Annotated in this window: 11 protein-coding genes; all 11 read left to right on the top strand. The window is 47.0% G+C overall.

Translation table 11 applies throughout. The annotated features are described in order from the left end of the window. Positions 1-207: 207 nt before the first annotated feature. The 11 genes from flgF (at position 208) to fliD (ending at position 17,092) form a co-directional block, all read left to right on the top strand. Complete coding sequence (gene flgF, locus IDZ20_RS12200; RefSeq protein WP_188151702.1) at positions 208-957, top strand: flagellar basal-body rod protein FlgF; 750 nt, start codon at positions 208-210, stop codon at positions 955-957. Positions 958-1,031: 74 nt separating this feature from the next. Next, positions 1,032-1,817, top strand: a complete 786-nt coding sequence (flgG, locus tag IDZ20_RS12195; RefSeq protein WP_188151701.1) for a flagellar basal-body rod protein FlgG — start codon at positions 1,032-1,034, stop codon at positions 1,815-1,817. A 51-nt stretch (positions 1,818-1,868) separates the two neighbouring features. After that, on the top strand, positions 1,869-2,579 hold the full coding sequence (flgH, locus tag IDZ20_RS12190) for a flagellar basal body L-ring protein FlgH (RefSeq protein WP_245792293.1): 711 nt from the start codon (positions 1,869-1,871) through the stop codon (positions 2,577-2,579). Between the two features lie 14 nt (positions 2,580-2,593). Continuing rightward, a complete protein-coding gene (locus IDZ20_RS12185) occupies positions 2,594-3,769 on the top strand; it encodes a flagellar basal body P-ring protein FlgI (protein ID WP_188151700.1) in 1,176 nt (391 codons plus the stop codon). Beyond that, entirely contained in the window at positions 3,770-4,849 is a 1,080-nt protein-coding gene (gene flgJ, locus IDZ20_RS12180; RefSeq protein ID WP_188151699.1) for a flagellar assembly peptidoglycan hydrolase FlgJ, read from the top strand. It begins immediately after the preceding gene. A gap of 26 nt (positions 4,850-4,875) precedes the next feature. Next, a complete protein-coding gene (flgK, locus tag IDZ20_RS12175; protein ID WP_188151698.1) occupies positions 4,876-8,061 on the top strand; it encodes a flagellar hook-associated protein FlgK in 3,186 nt (1,061 codons plus the stop codon). A 96-nt stretch (positions 8,062-8,157) separates the two neighbouring features. Next, on the top strand, positions 8,158-9,759 hold the full coding sequence (gene flgL, locus IDZ20_RS12170; protein WP_188151697.1) for a flagellar hook-associated protein FlgL: 1,602 nt from the start codon (positions 8,158-8,160) through the stop codon (positions 9,757-9,759). 502 nt (positions 9,760-10,261) lie between these two features. After that, positions 10,262-11,998, top strand: a complete 1,737-nt coding sequence (locus tag IDZ20_RS12165) for a flagellin N-terminal helical domain-containing protein (protein ID WP_188151696.1) — start codon at positions 10,262-10,264, stop codon at positions 11,996-11,998. A 533-nt stretch (positions 11,999-12,531) separates the two neighbouring features. Further along, positions 12,532-14,292, top strand: a complete 1,761-nt coding sequence (locus tag IDZ20_RS12160) for a flagellin N-terminal helical domain-containing protein (protein ID WP_188151695.1) — start codon at positions 12,532-12,534, stop codon at positions 14,290-14,292. An 87-nt stretch (positions 14,293-14,379) separates the two neighbouring features. Then, positions 14,380-14,763, top strand: coding sequence for a flagellar protein FlaG (locus IDZ20_RS12155; protein WP_188151694.1), 384 nt, complete (start codon positions 14,380-14,382; stop codon positions 14,761-14,763). A gap of 244 nt (positions 14,764-15,007) precedes the next feature. Beyond that, positions 15,008-17,092 carry a flagellar filament capping protein FliD gene (gene fliD / locus IDZ20_RS12150; RefSeq protein ID WP_188151693.1) on the top strand — a complete coding sequence of 695 codons (2,085 nt, stop codon included), beginning with the start codon at positions 15,008-15,010 and terminating at the stop codon, positions 17,090-17,092. The last annotated feature ends 166 nt before the right edge of the window (positions 17,093-17,258 follow it).

The following is a 17,258-nucleotide window of genomic DNA, read 5'->3' as shown; positions in this document are numbered from 1 at the left end:
TTTAAGCTTCTCTAACTAGTTTTTCTATTCTCACTAGAACCCCGTTGCCTAGCGTAATTTCACGCGTGCGGCTGGCACTCCCTCCTCTATAATTCTTGCAATAATTTAATTGGCACCCTTATTGCAATTTCCACTGTGTAGATTAAAAACGACAGTTTTTTAACACCCGAATATTTACGCGGAAGTCAGCCAACAGGTAGACGAATCATGGATAAAGCACTTTATATTGCTATGAGTGGCGCCAAGAACAATATGCTTGGACAAGTTGCTCATGCCAATAATTTGGCAAACCTCAACACCGTAGGTTTTAAAGCCGATTTCGCGCAGGCGAGAAGTATGCCTGTCTACTACGGGGATGGTCAGCCAACACGCGCCTACGCGCTTACAGAAAGCCCTGCAACCGATTTTAAACAGGGCCCGCTCGTAGAGACCGGCAGGGATTTAGATGTTGCCATCGAGGGTGAAGGTTTTATTGCCGTGCAAGCGCCAGACGGAACTGAAGCCTATACCCGTGCCGGCTCACTATTTGTCGATAGCGTTGGTATGTTGCGAACCGGCAACGGTTTGCCGGTAATGGGCAATGGTGGTCCTATCGCCATTCCTGCGGCCGAAAAACTTGAAGTTGCCGTCGATGGAACAATTACCGCCATACCCTTAGGGCAGGGCGTCGATTCGCCAGTTCAGGTAGACCGAATTAAGTTGGTTAACCCAGGCCTAGACAACATTAAAAAAATGGAAGACGGCTTGGTGAGAACCTTAACGCCCGCCGAAGATGTACCCGCCGACGCCGGTGTACGATTAATTTCGCGCTTTGTCGAAGGCAGTAATGTCAACGCCGTAAACGAAATGGTCGAAGTTATGAACTTGGCGCGGCAGTACGAAATGCAAGTGAAAATTATGCAAACGGTAAAAGAAGATTCGGAAGCTTCGGCTCGACTTTTACAAATGAATGGCTAGCGAACGTTTCGCTAAAGAGCTATTAGCCATTAATTTTTAGCAGTTTAATTTATGAGTTCAAATAGAGGTGAATCATGCACGCAGCCTTGTATGTAAGTAAAACAGGTTTAGCCGCTCAGGATACCCAGTTGACAACCGTCGCCAACAACTTGGCGAATGCGTCCACCGTGGGATTTAAACGGGACCGCACTGTGTTTGAAGATTTGCTTTATCAAATCCAACGTCAGCCGGGCGCACAGAATACAGAAGAAACCCAGTTGCCTTCGGGCTTACAGCTAGGTACAGGTGTTCGCGTCGTCGGCACGCAAAAACAGTTTACCGATGGTAGCTTACAGATCACCGATCAGCCGTTGGACTTTTCTATCGACGGTCGCGGGTTCTTTCAAATACTCCAGCCAGATGGAAATATCGCCTACACCCGTGCGGGGCAAATGCACTTAAATTCGGATGGTGAAATTGTCGATGCCAACGGTATGCAGCTACAGCCGAATATCACCCTTCCAGACAATGCCGATCGGCTTACCGTGGGTACCGATGGGATCGTTAGCGCCTTTGTACCGGGAACACCTGCACCACAAATTCTCGGCAATATACAGTTGGTCGATTTTGTAAACCCCGGCGGTTTGCAGGCGATTGGTGGCAATAAATTTTTAGAAACTGCGTCCAGTGGTGACCCTATCACCGGAACGCCCGGTGAAAATGGCATTGGCCAAATTAAACAGGGCATGTTGGAAAACTCCAACGTCGATATCGTTGAAGAAATGGTCAATATGATTACCACTCAGCGTGCCTACGAGATGAACTCTAAAGTGATTTCGACGGCAGATCAGATGCTGCAGTTTGTTACCCAAAACCTGTAACGCATTAGTGGCGATAATCTTTATTTATTTGAATTACGGGAAGTTTTTACCATGAACCGACAACGACTTGTCCACATTATGAATATTGCCCTTACTAGCCTTGCGCTCGCGGTATTGTTAAGTGGCTGTGTACAAGCGCCGGTGATGCCAAATGATCCCTATTATGCACCCGTTATGCAGCCACAAGAGTTACCTAAGCCGGCCAAAAATGGATCGTTATTTAGCCCCAATTCTTCTATGAGCCTATTCGGCGATCGCAAAGCCAGTCGTGTTGGCGACATCATTACGGTAACACTGCAAGAGCGCACAACGTCGAGTAAGTCTTCAAAAATTGACGTGTTAAAAGACAACGATATCGGAGTCTCCGCTGGTGCCGGTACCGATCAAATTTTTGGTATGAACCCAAGTTTGGGCGATTTGGGCTTGGCAACAAACTTGAGTGCTCAACGGCAGTTTACCGGCGAAGCCGATGCCGACCAGAGCAATCAGTTAACCGGAAATATCAGTGTTACGGTTGTAGATGTATATCCAAATGGAACCTTGGTGGTACGCGGCGAAAAGTGGATTCAATTAAATCGGGGAGACGAATATATTCGCATCAGCGGTTTGGTTCGGCCCGATGACGTCACACCCGATAACACCGTGGTGTCTACCAAAATTGCCAATGCCAGAATCGCCTATTCCGGAACGGGGGAATTTGCAGATTCCCAAAGAGCCGGATGGTTAACGCAGTTCTTTAACCATCCTTTATGGCCATTTTAAGAGTAACGCGCAAGATGAACTCAATAGTGAAGTATGTGCCTAATCGTATCGACTTTTTAGTGTCTTTTGCTGAAAAATATCTAGCTAAAGCCATTTTGTGCTGTTTGCTGTTTGCGGTTGTTATTGGCCCGCCTAATAGTGCACATGCCGATCGTATTAAAGATTTAGCTTCGGTAGCGGGTGTGCGTGCGAATCAGTTAATTGGTTATGGATTAGTGGTGGGCCTCGATGGCTCTGGAGATCAAACCAATCAAACACCTTTTACTACCCAGTCATTTAATTCCATGTTGCGGCAGTTTGGTATCACTATTCCGCCGGGCTCTAATTTTCAGTTAAAAAATGTCGCAGCCGTTGCTGTACATGCGGAGCTGCCCGCGTTCGCCAAGCCCGGTCAAACTATAGATATCACTGTGTCCTCAATTGCCAACGCGAAAAGTTTACGCGGCGGAGTATTGTTGATCACACCGTTGAAAGGTATTGACGGTGAAATTTACGCGGTAGCTCAGGGCAATTTAATAGTCGGCGGTTTCGGCGTAGAGGGGCGAGACGGCTCTCGGGTTACCGTTAATATTCCCAGTGTAGGACGGATTCCGAACGGCGCGTTTGTTGAGCGCGCTGTTGCGAGTAGTTTTGCCGGTGATAGCAAACTCATTTTTAATTTACACGCCCCTGATTTTACCACCTCGAAGCGATTAGCCGATGCCATCAATGAGCTGTTGGGCCCTGGAGTTGCAAAACCTATGGATTCCACTTCGATTGAAGTGCAAGCGCCGCAGGATCCGGCTCATCGAGTAGATTTCTTGGCGTTGTTAGAAAATATCGACGTCACTCCAGGTGAAGCCTCTGCGCGTATTATTATTAATTCTCGCACCGGCACTATTGTGGTGGGTGAACACGTACGAGTATCACCCGTTGCGGTGACTCACGGTTCGCTAACCGTCACCGTACGCGAAGATGTTAGCGTTAGTCAGCCGGGCGCGTTTGGCGGCGGCGATACCGTAGTCGTTCCCGATAGCCAAGTCGAAATTTCTGAAGAGAGCGGGGCGATGTTTAGCTTTAGCCCCGGCCCAACCCTAAACGACATTGTGAGAGCCGTGAATGAAGTCGGTGCCGCACCAGGGGATTTAATGGCTATTTTGGAAGCGCTGAAGCAAGCGGGAGCCTTAAAAGCCGAGATTATGGTGATTTAGATGAGCATTTCAGCACTCTCACCCAGCGCCACGCCATCACTAAGTGTGACCACATCTGGCGAAGATAACTTTAACGATTTAAATAGCCTTAATGCTATCCGAGCAATGGATGATAAGGATGCGGCGCTTAAAAAAGTCGCGCAACAATTTGAATCGATGTTTATTTCTATGATGTTAAAAAATATGCGTGCGGCTAATGCAGTGTTTGAAGAAGGCAATATTCAAAACAGTAATGAGACAAAGTTCTACCGCGATATGTACGATCAGCAGTTGTCATTAAAAATTGCCAACAGCGATGTCGGCGGGATCGGTATTGCCAAATCCATGTACCGACAAATGAAGCAGAACTATGGTGATAGAGATTTACTCGGCGAAGATTTCAACAAGTTACAATCTTTGGCAAACCAGTCCGCCACAACCGAAGCATTATACCAAGGCAACGTTAATCAAATGACCTTGCCTGCTAGTTCGCCACAAAAATCTGTAGCGCTAGCAGACATCCCCGTTTCAGCTGCGTCGGTCTCGTCTAAAGCTGATTTGTCTAAGCCTCGTTTCGCTACAACCGAATCGAGTATTAATAATGAGCCCGCTGAACGTGCGGCGTTAGCGAATAGTCCTGAAGAGTTTGTCGAAAGAGTTGGCCCCTATGTGGAAAAACTCGCAGAAAAAATGGGCTTAGATGCAGATATTATTCTTGCTCAGGCTGCACTCGAGACTGGTTGGGGACGCTCGGTAATTGCACAGCAGGGCGATAGCAGTTTTAATATTTTTAATATCAAGGCTGGATCGTCTTGGAAGGGGGACGTTGTTTCAATGTCCTCCTTGGAGTTTTCCAACAGTACGTTTAAACCTGTTGTTTCCGATTTTCGACGTTATGAAAGTCTTGAAGCCGCTGTTGCTGACTACGGCGCTTTTATTGGCGGTAGCGAACGTTACCAGCCAGCGTTGCAGGCGCAAGATGCAGATGAATATATACAAGCGTTGCATCAGGCAGGCTACGCAACCGACCCAAATTATGCCGATAAAGTATTGTCTGTTTATCAGCGGATTGGCAGCGTCGGCAAACGAGGGGAAGGTTAGATGCACAGGCTAATTGAGGAGGACGCATGAGTTCCGATCTACTCAGTGTAAGTGTATCTGGCCTTAGAGTCGCGCAATCGGCGTTGAGTACTACAGGGCATAATATTACCAATGCCGGTGTCGATGGCTACAGCCGCCAGCGGGTAATCGCGCAAACCAACCCGGCCACGCCAAGTGGTATCGGCTACATTGGTAATGGCGCTAATGTACAAACAATCGAGCGTATTGTTAACAGCTACGTTACCGAGCAGTTGCGCTCGGATACGTCACTGTCCGCAGATCTCGATATTTATCAATACAATGTCAGTCAGCTGGATAATTTGCTGGCCAACGCGTCCACCGGACTTTCATCTGGAATGGAATCGTTTTTTGCGTCGGTACAAAATGGTTTGGATGACCCAACGTCTATACCCGCACGCCAATTAATTTTAAGTGAGTCGCAAAATATAGCCGACAGGTTTAACGCACTCTACAGCCGATTCGAAACCATCGAAGGTGGAATTGATGAGTCATTGCGTTCCTCGGTTTCTCAAGTAAATGCGTTAACAGCGAACATTGCGCAATTAAACCGAAAAATATCCGACTCTCAAGGTTATGGTGAATCAGTTCAGCCAAATGACTTACTCGATCAGCGAGACGAATCACTACGTAAGTTGTCAGAACTGGTAAGCATACAGGTTTACGAACAGAGTTCTGGACAAGTTAATATTGTTATCGGTAGTGGCCAAAATATTGTTGTAGGTAATGAAGCCCGCGAACTTAGTTTACAAGCCAGTGTTACCGATCCAACGCGCGAGGATGTGGTCTTTCAAACGGGATCGAGTAGTCAGGCCATTACTAATCTTCTTACGGGTGGTGAAATTGGTGGGCTACTGCGTTTTCGCGATACCGTTATGAACGACGTTTATAACGAGTTTGGTCGAATCGCCGTGGTTATGGCCGATACCTTTAACGAAGTGCATCAACAGGGAATAAACCTTGATGATGAGTTTGGCGGCTTGTTTTTTAATGATGTTAACGATCCCGATATAGCGGCCGACCGCGTTATTAGCAACTCAACCAATGCCGAACCACAAAATGGTCGAATGCTGCTGAACATTGCCGACTCATCGCAATTGGTCGCCAGTGATTACGAAGTAGATATGGATAACGGCGGGCTGTTTCGTATTACCCGCGTAACCGATGGTGTGGAAGTGGCAACTGGACTATTGCCGGGCAAGCTACCTCATAGTGTTGAATTTGATGGCTTGGAATTAGTCTTTCAAAGTGGCAGTTTTGTACAGGGTGACGAATTTAAATTATTGCCGGTGCGTACCGGTGGTCGCGATTTTTCCTCGGCGCTTGTCGACCCTCAAAGTATTGCCTTTGGCAGCCCGTTGTTAACAGAGTCAAGCCTTGGTAACAGTGGTACGGGTGTTATTGCACCCGGTACCGTAACCAGCTTGATCGATGTCGATGGCAATCCGATTCCGTTGCTGGCGACCGCGGGAGAAATGAATCCGCCGCTTATTGTTCGGTTTAATTCTGCAACTAGCTACGATATTCTCGATAATTCAGACCCAGGCAATCCCCAACAACTTGATCCTCCCATCCGCGATCAACGCTATGTGCCAGGCATTTCCAATAATTTATTCAGCACCGACCCGAACGCTACTCAAGTAAGTTCTGGCGGGGCAATGTTAGGCTTGCCAGAAGGGCGTCAACCAGCGCTGCAAGCGGCCTTAATTCCAGGCTTGGCTACCGCTTCGCCACCATCGTTTGTCGCATCAGATTTTAGTGCCACAAGTAATCAATTCGCATTTGATGTTGTCATTAGTGGTACTCAAAATGCCAGTTCTGATGGAACCTTTCAAGTCACTATATCTGGCCCCGCAATTACCTCGAATGCCATATTGTTAGATGAAATTAATGCTCAGCTAGGCTCGGCCAATGTCGAGGCCTATATAGCCGAGAATAATAACCTTGCTTTTCGCTTAACCACTGCGGGCTACGGCGATATTACCCTGCAGAATTACAATGGCGACCCTGATGGCAACGGTGATGTTGCCCCCGCGGCTCAAGCGAATACCTTACTGGGGTTAAATATTTCCGGCGCTAGCTTTACCACTCAGGGAAATGCCAATGGCGTGAGTGGATCGGGATTTCTAAGTAACGGCTATCCTGCCGAAGCCATTACTATCACCGGCCCTGCTGCAACCGTGGGCGGTAAACCCACCACACAGAATATTTTTACGCGGTTAAATGCCAGCGCTAAAGAAATTGCCAGCGATTTAAATAATGTGCAGGGGGTAGAGGCGAATGCTTTTAACTACCTGGAATTAAGTAATCTTAATCTAACGCGTACCGAGCCGTTACAGCTGAATTTAAATGGGTTTGATTTATTGGAGTACACCACTGACCCCGTGACCGGAAACCCCGTGTTAGATTCGTTAGTACCCGACCCGCAGACCGAAGTAGACGCCTTTAATGATTATCTCGCAACACGCATTAACAATAATAGTCAGCTTAGCAAGATGGGTATCTACGCAGAGGCTGGCGCAAATGCGCTTACCGGCGCTGCAGAGTTTCGCATTCACTCTTCTGAGGGCGACGATTTTCAGATTGGCTTGACCGCGGCAAGCGGCCAGTCGATAGATGTTAGCGACGGTGAGAACCCAAATGTCAGCCTTAATGGTAATGGCGCAGGGGTTGCCGGTACGCTGGTTGTTGGCGGTCGACTGGATGTGGTGTTAGGCGATGATCTTGCGCTTAGCACCTACCCACCAAACAGTATGATTTTTGGTGATACTTCATCCGCAGATTTTGCAAAGCGAAATTATTTGGGTATTCAAGTAGAGATGACGGGTATTCCAGATACCGGCGACAGTTTTAGTTTAGGGTTTAACAGCAATGGCGCTTCGGATAATCGCAATGCTTTGGCGTTGGTGAATTTAGCTCGAGCGGGAACTCTAAATGGTGGTGTTGCTACCTACAGCGAAAGTTACGGTACATTGGTAGAGCGAGTAGGCATAGATACTGCATCTTCTAAAGTGAATGCCGATGCAACAAAATCGGTGCTAGAACAAACCCAGCAGTTGCGTAATTCGGTATCGGCGGTGAACCTCGATGAAGAAGCGGCAAATCTTATCCGCTTTGAACAACTTTATTCGGCCAATACACAAGTTATTTCAGTGGCTAGGGATTTGTTCGACCGCTTAATAAATTCTATCTAGATCATTATTTATAGTACTTTATTAAAGGCTACCCATTAGCCCCTAGCGAAAAATTTTCGCTTAGCCACATTAATACTTAAGTCAAATAGGTGCGACATGCGCATTTCAACATTGCAAATGTTCAATATTGCTAACAAAGGTATGGCCGATGCGAATGAAGCTATGGCCAAGACCCAAGAGCAGCTGTCGACTGGCGTGCGTGTACTTACGCCATCGGAAGATCCCGTCGCGTCCACCAAAATAATGCAGCTCAATACTGAGTTATCCAATATCACTCAGTACCAAAAAAATATTGATTTGGCGAAGAATAATTTAGTAGCACAAGAGACGGCGCTAACCAGTATTAATCATCTTATTCAAAGAATGCAGGAACTGGCGGTACAGGCCGGTAACACGGCAACCTTATCGCCAACCGAATATTCGGCACTGGCTTCCGAAGTCGATGCCCGAACGGATGAATTATTAAATATACTCAACACGCAAAACGCCAATGGCGATTATATTTTTGGCGGCTATAAAAGTAGCGAAGAGCCGTTCTCTGGAACACTATCTAGCGGGTTTCGTTATCAGGGTGATGAAGGCCAGCAGTTTATAAAAGTAGCCAATAACACCACTGTGGCATCAACTGATTCGGGTAAAAGCATCTTTGTAGATCTACAAAGTGCGCACAATACCGTGTCTACCTATGCGAGTAGCGGTAACACCTCTAGCCCACCATTACAGATTAATATTGGTCAGGTTGTCGATCAGGAAGCCTTCGATAAATTTTACCCCAAGGATATGGTGGTAAGTTTTAACGCCGATAGTGCGGTGTTACCTGCCGGTAAGAATTACACGGTAACGGAACGTTCGTCTGGTCGCGTTATTGTTGCAAACCAGCCTTACGTGTCGGGTTCTGACATTGAGCTGAACGGAGTTAAGTTTAAAATAATTGGCAACCCAGTGTCTGGCGAGGCGCCGACGGCGGCAACACGTAGTTTTGGCGCTGATGCGGCGCTAATATTACCCGCTGATTTTACGCCTCCTGCGAATGAAACTTTCACCATGCAAGTAGCTGGGCGCAGCGAAACATTTGTCTTGGATGGGCCTATTGCCAATACTGGTGATTTGTCTGCAGTGCTAAATTCTACGCTTAACGGTAATGCTACTAAGCTTGCGGCCTTAGGCTTAACGGCAACAAATACTGGTATTCAGATGCCTGCGGGCATTGATTTTAGTGTTGCTGGTGGTTCTGCGGCGGTCGATGCCGTATTGGGGCTGGATACAACATTAGGAAGTCGCAGCAGTGATGGTGTTCTGGCCAAGCCGGGCGATAGGGTTTTTATCGATTCGAGTGAAAAACAAGATATTTTAACCACGCTTGCGCGTTTCAGTGAGGGCATGAAGTCCTACGAGGCAACGGAGGAAGGGCGTGCGCTATTAAAAGAGCAGATTGGCAATACGCTTAATAATCTTAAAAATGCACAAACCGGTATTTTAAATACCACCTCTAAGTTAGGTGCGCGTTTTAATACGCTAGATAGCACCGAACAATTACACTTGGATTCTGAACTCGTTATGGCGGAAGTGTTAAGCAAGCTTCGGGATGTAGACTATGCCGAAGCTGCCACTCGACTGTCTGCAGAGTCTATGGTGTTGCAAGCCGCTCAATCGGCATTTGTACGGGTTAGCCAGTTAACATTATTTAGCCGTTTATAGCGGCATCAGTTTTATTTTTCGTATTTATTCTTGTCAGTAATCTCCTCTAGTGGCGACCAAGGTTTCCTCTCTTAGCGGTTGTTTTTTTATCGCGCGCTCGCCAACACTTTAGGTGGAATTACAGTGGTAAATCCCTGTTATTTCTCGATCTTTTTACGCTCTATATTAATTCTTAGGCCTCTCTTAAATCCGTTCATTACATTAATCCTGAGCTGTCGCTGCTTAATATGACAGTCGCTTTCTAGTTTTACTTACCATTGGTTTTGGCCGTCGGAATGCGTTCTCTTTAACGCTTAGAAAAGCGGCAATGTTTCTTCCTTTTGGCTGACAATAATTTGCCGCTTTCATTTAAATTATTTTCGAAGTGACTGAAATATAAGCGTTTTTTAAAGTTGGCATAGGCGTTGCAAATTCTTAGCTAAATTCATCTGCTTTCTTATCGAAGAATTTTTTAAAAGCAGATAGAGAATTATTTAGTGACTCATGTTACAGGAGAATTGTTATGCCCTTAGTCATTAATACCAATGTTGCCGCGTTAAATGCGCAACGGCAGTTAGTAAGCTCTGGCAATGATATGAGTCAGTCGATGGAGCGATTAGCATCCGGCAAGCGAATCAACACCGCAGCCGACGATGCTGCCGGTCTGGCTATTTCAAATCGAATGACGTCGCAAGTTCGCGGGCTGGACCAAGCTATTCGCAATGCCAATGATGGTGTCTCGCTTATTCAAACCGCCGAAGGCGCGCTTGATGAGGTGACCAATATTTTGCAGCGTATTCGTGAACTGGCAATTCAGTCGGCTAACGGAATCTACGCCGATAAAGATCGCGCTACGTTAGATGCCGAAGCGCAGCAACTAAAAGCTGAGATTGATCGAATTGCGGATTCAACATCATTTAACGGTCAGCCATTACTCGATGGCAGTCTTGGCAATGTTGCACTTCAAGTGGGTGCCGAGGCTTACCAGACAATTGATTTATCTATTCCAGGATTTAGCACGTCGTCCTTGGGCGGTGGTTCTGGCGATATTGTCGGTGAGGCTGCGACCGGTACAGGCTTAGCCGCGCTTACCGCTCTGGATGCCGGTAGTTTAATTATCAATGACGTTAGTATTGGTTCTACCACGGGTGGAACCTCATTAAACGACAAAATTTCGGCGATGAACGCAAGCCTCGACGGCAAAGGCGCCGAAGTGTCTACGCTAATTTCTTCCGAGGCTGGCAGTGCTGGTAGCGGTGTGCTTGTGGCGGGAAGCTCCAACCTAGTGTTGACTTTGGTGGACGGCGATGCGGCAACTCAGACCTTTACCATTACTGGCACGAGTAATATGGATGAACTCGTGGCTCGCATTAATAGCGACACTACGGTCGATGCTTCGCTTAACAATGCCGGTAAATTGATTTTGTCTGTTGAGGGGGGGCAAACCTTAACGGTTGCAGATGGCTCCGCTTCGCAGGGTGCTACCGGTATGGATTCGGCAAGTGTTGTGACTAATTTCTCGTTGGTGGTGAACGATACCAGCACAGGTAAGAACGGTGTAAAAGTTGAAGCAGGAACAATCTCTGCGGCGGAACTATTGGCAATCGGCATCGACGTTCAGGATGACGAAGGGAACTTGGTGAGTGCTACACCAACGGATTTCTCTACCATTAACTCCGGCGATTTAATCATCAATGGTGTTTCGGTTGGTACTGTATCGGCGGGCGCTGATGCCGCTACACAAGCCGCCAGTGTAATCTTGGCGATTAATAAAGTGTCTGCCGATACTGGCGTAGTGGCCTACGCCGGCGCGGGAACGGACAATATAGAACTGAGCTCGGTGTCTGGTGCGCAAATTTCGATTAAAGCGGGTAACGGTATTACCGCAGATGAGTTGCAGGCTCGCACGGGGTTCCAAGAGCGCAATGCCGCTGAGGGCGGCGGTTCGGTTTCTGGTATCTCAATCTCTACCGCCGAGGGTGCTCAAAAAGCTATCGCGGTAACAGATGCAGCATTGGAACAAATTAACGCGACGCGATCGGAGTTGGGTGCGGTCAATAACCGGCTCGATTTCACCATGTCTAATTTGTCTAACGTTGCCGAGAAAACCTCTGCTGCTCGTTCGCGAATTGTAGATGCGGATTTCGCCACAGAAACGTCACAGCTAAGTCGTGCGCAAGTACTGCAGCAGGCATCGCAAGCGATGTTGGCACAAGCAAACGCTCAGCCTCAGCAAGTGTTGCAATTGTTACAGGGCTAAACCCTCGGGCTTGACTAACTAGCAGGCCAGTAAGCACACAGCCTTTTGAGTTGCTTTAGCTCAGAAGGCTGTGTGCTTATATTTATTCAATTCTATACAGACGATCTACGCGCTTGCCGGATATTGTTATTTGCGTCAAATAAACACTCTAAAAAATTAATTTCCCTCACGAAAATCGAGTTCGTCAAAAATATAGCGTTTTGATTTGTTTTATAACAAATTCATTCGCTAATTCGCTTTGTGTTAATAAAAAATTCTAGAGATAAAAATAAACTTTTTTAGTTTTTTACTCATAAATACGCCAAGCCGAACCCGGATGTAGATTGTAAGTTATTGAAATAGATAGATAAAATATCCTATCGGTTGTTTCCTTTCCGATTAAATACCTGCCCTAAACTCATACTAAAGTTTATTCAAACTATGCCGAAACCATTGGTATGGAGCGCTAACAGACAATTTTGGCGATCTTAATACTAATGGCCGGGTACTCTTTATAACTGGCATTTTGAAAACATATCAATGGGAGGCTTATCATGCCTTTAGTAGTTAACAGTAATATTGCATCGTTAAACGCTCAGCGTCAGTTGCTACAAACCGGTGCCGATCTTGATAAGGCGAGTGAGCGTCTTGCGTCTGGTAAGCGAATTAACTCAGCAGCGGATGACGCTGCCGGTCTCGCTATCTCTAATCGTCAGACATCTACCATTCGTGGTTTGGACCAAGCGGTTCGAAATGCGAACGACGGTATTTCTTTGATTCAAACCGCTGAAGGCGCTTTGGACGAAACAACTAACATTTTGCAGCGTATGCGCGAACTGTCTATTCAGTCTTCGAACGGTATTTACTCGGATACTGACCGCGCGACCCTAAACGCAGAAGTACAGCAGTTAAAATCTGAAATCGATCGTATTGCAGAAACAACTTCATTCAACGGCCAAAAAATTCTAGATGGCTCGCTGGGTAATGTTGCTTTGCAGGTGGGCTCAGAAGCAAACCAAACAATCGATTTCGGTATTGGCGGGTTTAATTCATCATCACTTGGTGGAGCAGCTGGCGATATCGTTGGTGGTGCAGCTGAAGGTGCGAATGAAACTGCAGCTTTAGGTCAATTTACCACCGTATTCACTGCAGCCGGCGACGTGCAGATTAATGATGTATCTATGTCAGCAATCGACTCTACGGCCGCTACGACTAACACCGTAAATGAAATTCTTGGCGTATTAAACGCAGACTTGGACGGTAAGGGTGTAGAGATTTCTACCCTAGTTTCCATGGAAGCAACCTCGGTAGGTACCGGTGTATTGGTTGCAGGTACTGATACCTTCACAATTACCGTTGAAGACGGCGATTCGAATGATCAGTCATTTGTAATTTCTGATACCAATAGCATGGATGAGTTGATTGCTAAAATTAACTCAGACACCACCGTTACTGCAGGTTTAAGTGATGACGGTAAACTGGTTCTATCTCAGGCCGGCGCCAGCAGTATTACCGTAGCGGATAACACCACTACACCAGCCGATAAGGCGACAGGTTTTGCTGATACACGTACTAACTTCAGCGTAGTATTAACGGATACCTCATCTGAAAAAGCTGGTATTAAGCTTGAAATTACCAATACTACCGCTGGCGAACTTGCCGATTTAGGTTTGAACGCTACTGATGATAACGGCAACTTGCAAAGTGTTGCTCTCACTGGTACTGCTGGTTTAAATGAAGGCGACGTTATCATTAATGGCGTAGAAGTTGGCGCTATTACCGGTGGCTCTACATCCTTGCAAGCCGCTGCAGCAATTGTTGCGATCAACAAGGTATCGGATCAAACAGGTGTTGTTGCCTTTGCTGGTACAGCAACAGACTCGATCGCACTTAAGTCTGCCGATGGTACTCAGTTCTCTATCGAGCGCGGTAATGATCTGAGCGCAGCTAACTTTGAAGCCGGTATTGGCTTTGTAGAGCGCAATGCGGCTTCCGGTGCTGGCTCTATTGCCAGTGTTGATATCTCCACTGCAGCTGGCGCACAGAAGTCCATCGATATTATCGATTCGGCGCTAGAGCAGATCAACACCACCCGAGCCGACATGGGTGCGATTAATAACCGCTTAGACTTTACCGTTTCTAACTTGTCCAACATTTCGGAAAACACTTCGGCTGCACGTTCACGAGTTGTGGATGCAGACTTCGCTTCAGAAACGGCCCAGTTGAGTCGTGCACAGGTTCTCCAGCAGGCGTCTCAGGCGATGTTGGCTCAGGCTAATGCACGTCCACAGCAGGTTCTATCACTTCTACAATAGTTTTAGAGTTAACCTAACTTTAAATTAATTGTAGGGACATCCCGTCGCAGCTCAGCGCTAGGCGGGATGTAAAATGAGGAATAACCCATGATTGAAGTACGAACTACAGTAGCGGCAAGTCAGCCAGTAGCCGTACCTGCTTCATCAAAGGGGGCTGTAGAAGCTCAGCGGTCGAACGGCAACAATTTGCCGGAAGAGGTTAACAAGGTCGCGCCAAAAGAGGCTCCACAAGAGCCAGAAAAGGCAGAGGCTAAGTTAGATGACGCGGTTGCATCGATTAGTAAATATGTGCAGTCCGTGCAGCGTAACCTGCAGTTTTCGGTGGATGAAGAGCTAAATCAAACCGTAGTGAAGGTGGTGGACGGAGGGTCCGGCGAGCTGATTCGACAAATTCCAGAAGAGGCATTTTTAGAATTGGCACGCAAACTGAATGAAGGTGGAGAGCTGCGGTTGGTAAACGCTCAAGGCTAATGTAGCTAGACAGTTGAACTATACTAACCTTAATAAAGGCGCTCCGATTTTTCGGCGCGCCTGATGTCGTTTTGATACAGCCTATTCTTTGATGGAATAGAACGGTGAAATCCGAGCTCAGTAGGCTAGTAAACCTAGTAATCGAAAATCGGTAATTTTGGCGGGTAGTCTCAGTTGTTAATTTGGCTGAGGTATGAATGTTCTGGAACGCAGTATGTTCCAGTAACATCACTGGAGTAGCGTTATGATTGACAACAATATTATTCAGTCCCTCGGTGCGGGTTCCGGCATTGACACCAAAAATTTGGTGACCCAGCTGACCGCAATCGAGCGCTCTGGTCCACAGGGGCGAATTGACTCGACTCGAGAAAAAGCCGAAGCGCAAATTTCTGACTTTGGTTTGCTCAGCAATGCAATGGCAACCTTGCAAGATGCTGCCAAAGTTCTTACCGACCCAGAAGGCATGTTTAGTAAAACAGCCTCCTATACCGATAGTACCGCCTTAGTGCCGGTTGAACTCGATACCGATGTCCAGGCCGGTAGCTATAATTTCGAAGTGAATGCCATCGCGCAATCCCAGTCATTAACATCCGCTGTTTTTACCAATAAAGACGACGCCGTCGGCGAAGGTACTCTGACCTTTAGTTTTGGTAATGTCACGGCTGATGTCGATGGTGTGATTACCGCATTTGCTCAAGACCTAGAAGAAGACTCCGTAGAAATTACCATTGATAGCACCAATAACTCTCTTGAGGGTTTACGCGATGCAATTAATAAAGCCGACTTTGGCGTGCAAGCCGTAATCGTTAATGACGGCGGTGGCTTTCGCCTGCAATTGAACGCTGCGTCTGGCGCGAATAACGAACTTGAAGTGCGCGTCGCCGAAGCCGGTGGTTCGCCAACAAATGCAGACGCCAGTGGGTTATCACGTTTCGCCTTTAATCTAGATGAGCCCGGTGCTTCGCAATTGGTGCAAAACCAAGGTGGGCAAGATGCGGAACTTACCATCAATGGTTTAGCGGTAACACGCGAAAGTAACAACATTGACGATATTGTTCAGGGTTTGAAGTTTGATGTTTTAAAAGCGTCGCCAGGTGAAATTGTTACCATTACCGTGAGTGACGACAAAGCCTTTGCAGAAGACAATATTCGCGCATTTGTGGAGGCGTTTAACCTCTTTTTAGATGCGATTAAACCTGCAGTAGGGCGCTACGAACAAGAAGATGAGGACGGCAAGAAGACAACCGTCACAGGCTCACTCGCCAACGATGCATTAGCAAAGTCGGTGGTATCGCGTATTCGTTCACTGATTAGTGGTGCGGTTCCGGGCTTGGCCGATTCTAATTTTACCTCTCTAGCCGGCATCGGTATTCGCACTGAGCTAAGTGGTAAGTTGAGTATCGACGAAGATAGTTTTAGCGACGCTTTTGCCGACAACTTTTCCGATGTGCAAAAACTGTTTGCGCCACAAACCTCAGGTAGCAGCAGCGATATTAGTATTAACAGTTACAACGATGGCACCATTGCTGGTGAGTATGATGTGGTGATTACCACGCCACCCTCGCGCGGTGCGTATCAAGGCGGTGCTATTGACGCGGGTGTTGTCTTCCCCGATTTTGATAGCAGCGCCAAGGTCTACACGTTTACAGTTGAGGTCGATGGCAAAACTTCCGCTGAGCTTACCCTGCCAGGCGCGACTTATGCCAGTCAGTCTGATCTCGCTGCAGCACTTCAAACACTTATTAATGCCGACGAAACGTTAAGTGCGGCCAGTGCAGACGTCACCGTTAGCTACGACTCCGACAACAACCGTTTTGATCTTATCTCAAATAGCTACGGAACAAACTCTAATGTATCGATTAAGAGCCCAAGTAACGCAATCGCAGATGATTTGGGTCTAGCCGAAGCTACTGGCACGCCGGGTGTCAAAGTTGTGGGTACCGTGAATGGCGTGGCAGGGTTTGGTTCCGCAAATGTGCTATTACCAGCATTAGGTGAACCGGGTGCCGGTTTAGCGATGATTATTGGTGAAAATGCCACCTCTGGTACCGTCAACTTTTCCCGTGGGTTTGCCGGTGAGCTGGCATCGGTATTGGACGAATTTTTACTTAATAACGGCTTGATTGATATTCGCGAAGACAATCTCAATAAAACGATAGATAAAGCCGATGACGATGAGAAAAATTTAGATCGTCGTATGACCGCTTATCAAGACCGTTTGATGAACCAGTTTATTGCTATGGAACGCATAATTAGTGGTCTCAATAGCTCTGGTTCTTTTTTAGACAATTTGATTGAATCTTTACCTTTCACCTCATCAAACAAATAGTGATCTAACCCCATTAAACCGTCAGCCTAAGCGCCGCGCGAGTCGCGGTTAGGCTGACGCCCGCAAATCCCTTTTAGTCCGCCGTTCAACTAGACCATTTCTCGCCTATTGAGTGATCTAGCAATTGGCATATTATCTGCTATATTCCATCAGTGACAATAAATTG

This window comes from Teredinibacter waterburyi (genome assembly GCF_001922985.1).
In the GTDB taxonomy this organism is placed as follows: domain Bacteria; phylum Pseudomonadota; class Gammaproteobacteria; order Pseudomonadales; family Cellvibrionaceae; genus Teredinibacter; species Teredinibacter waterburyi.
The sequence above is the reverse complement of the archived record's forward strand: the minus strand, read 5'-3'. Positions and strand labels throughout refer to the sequence as shown.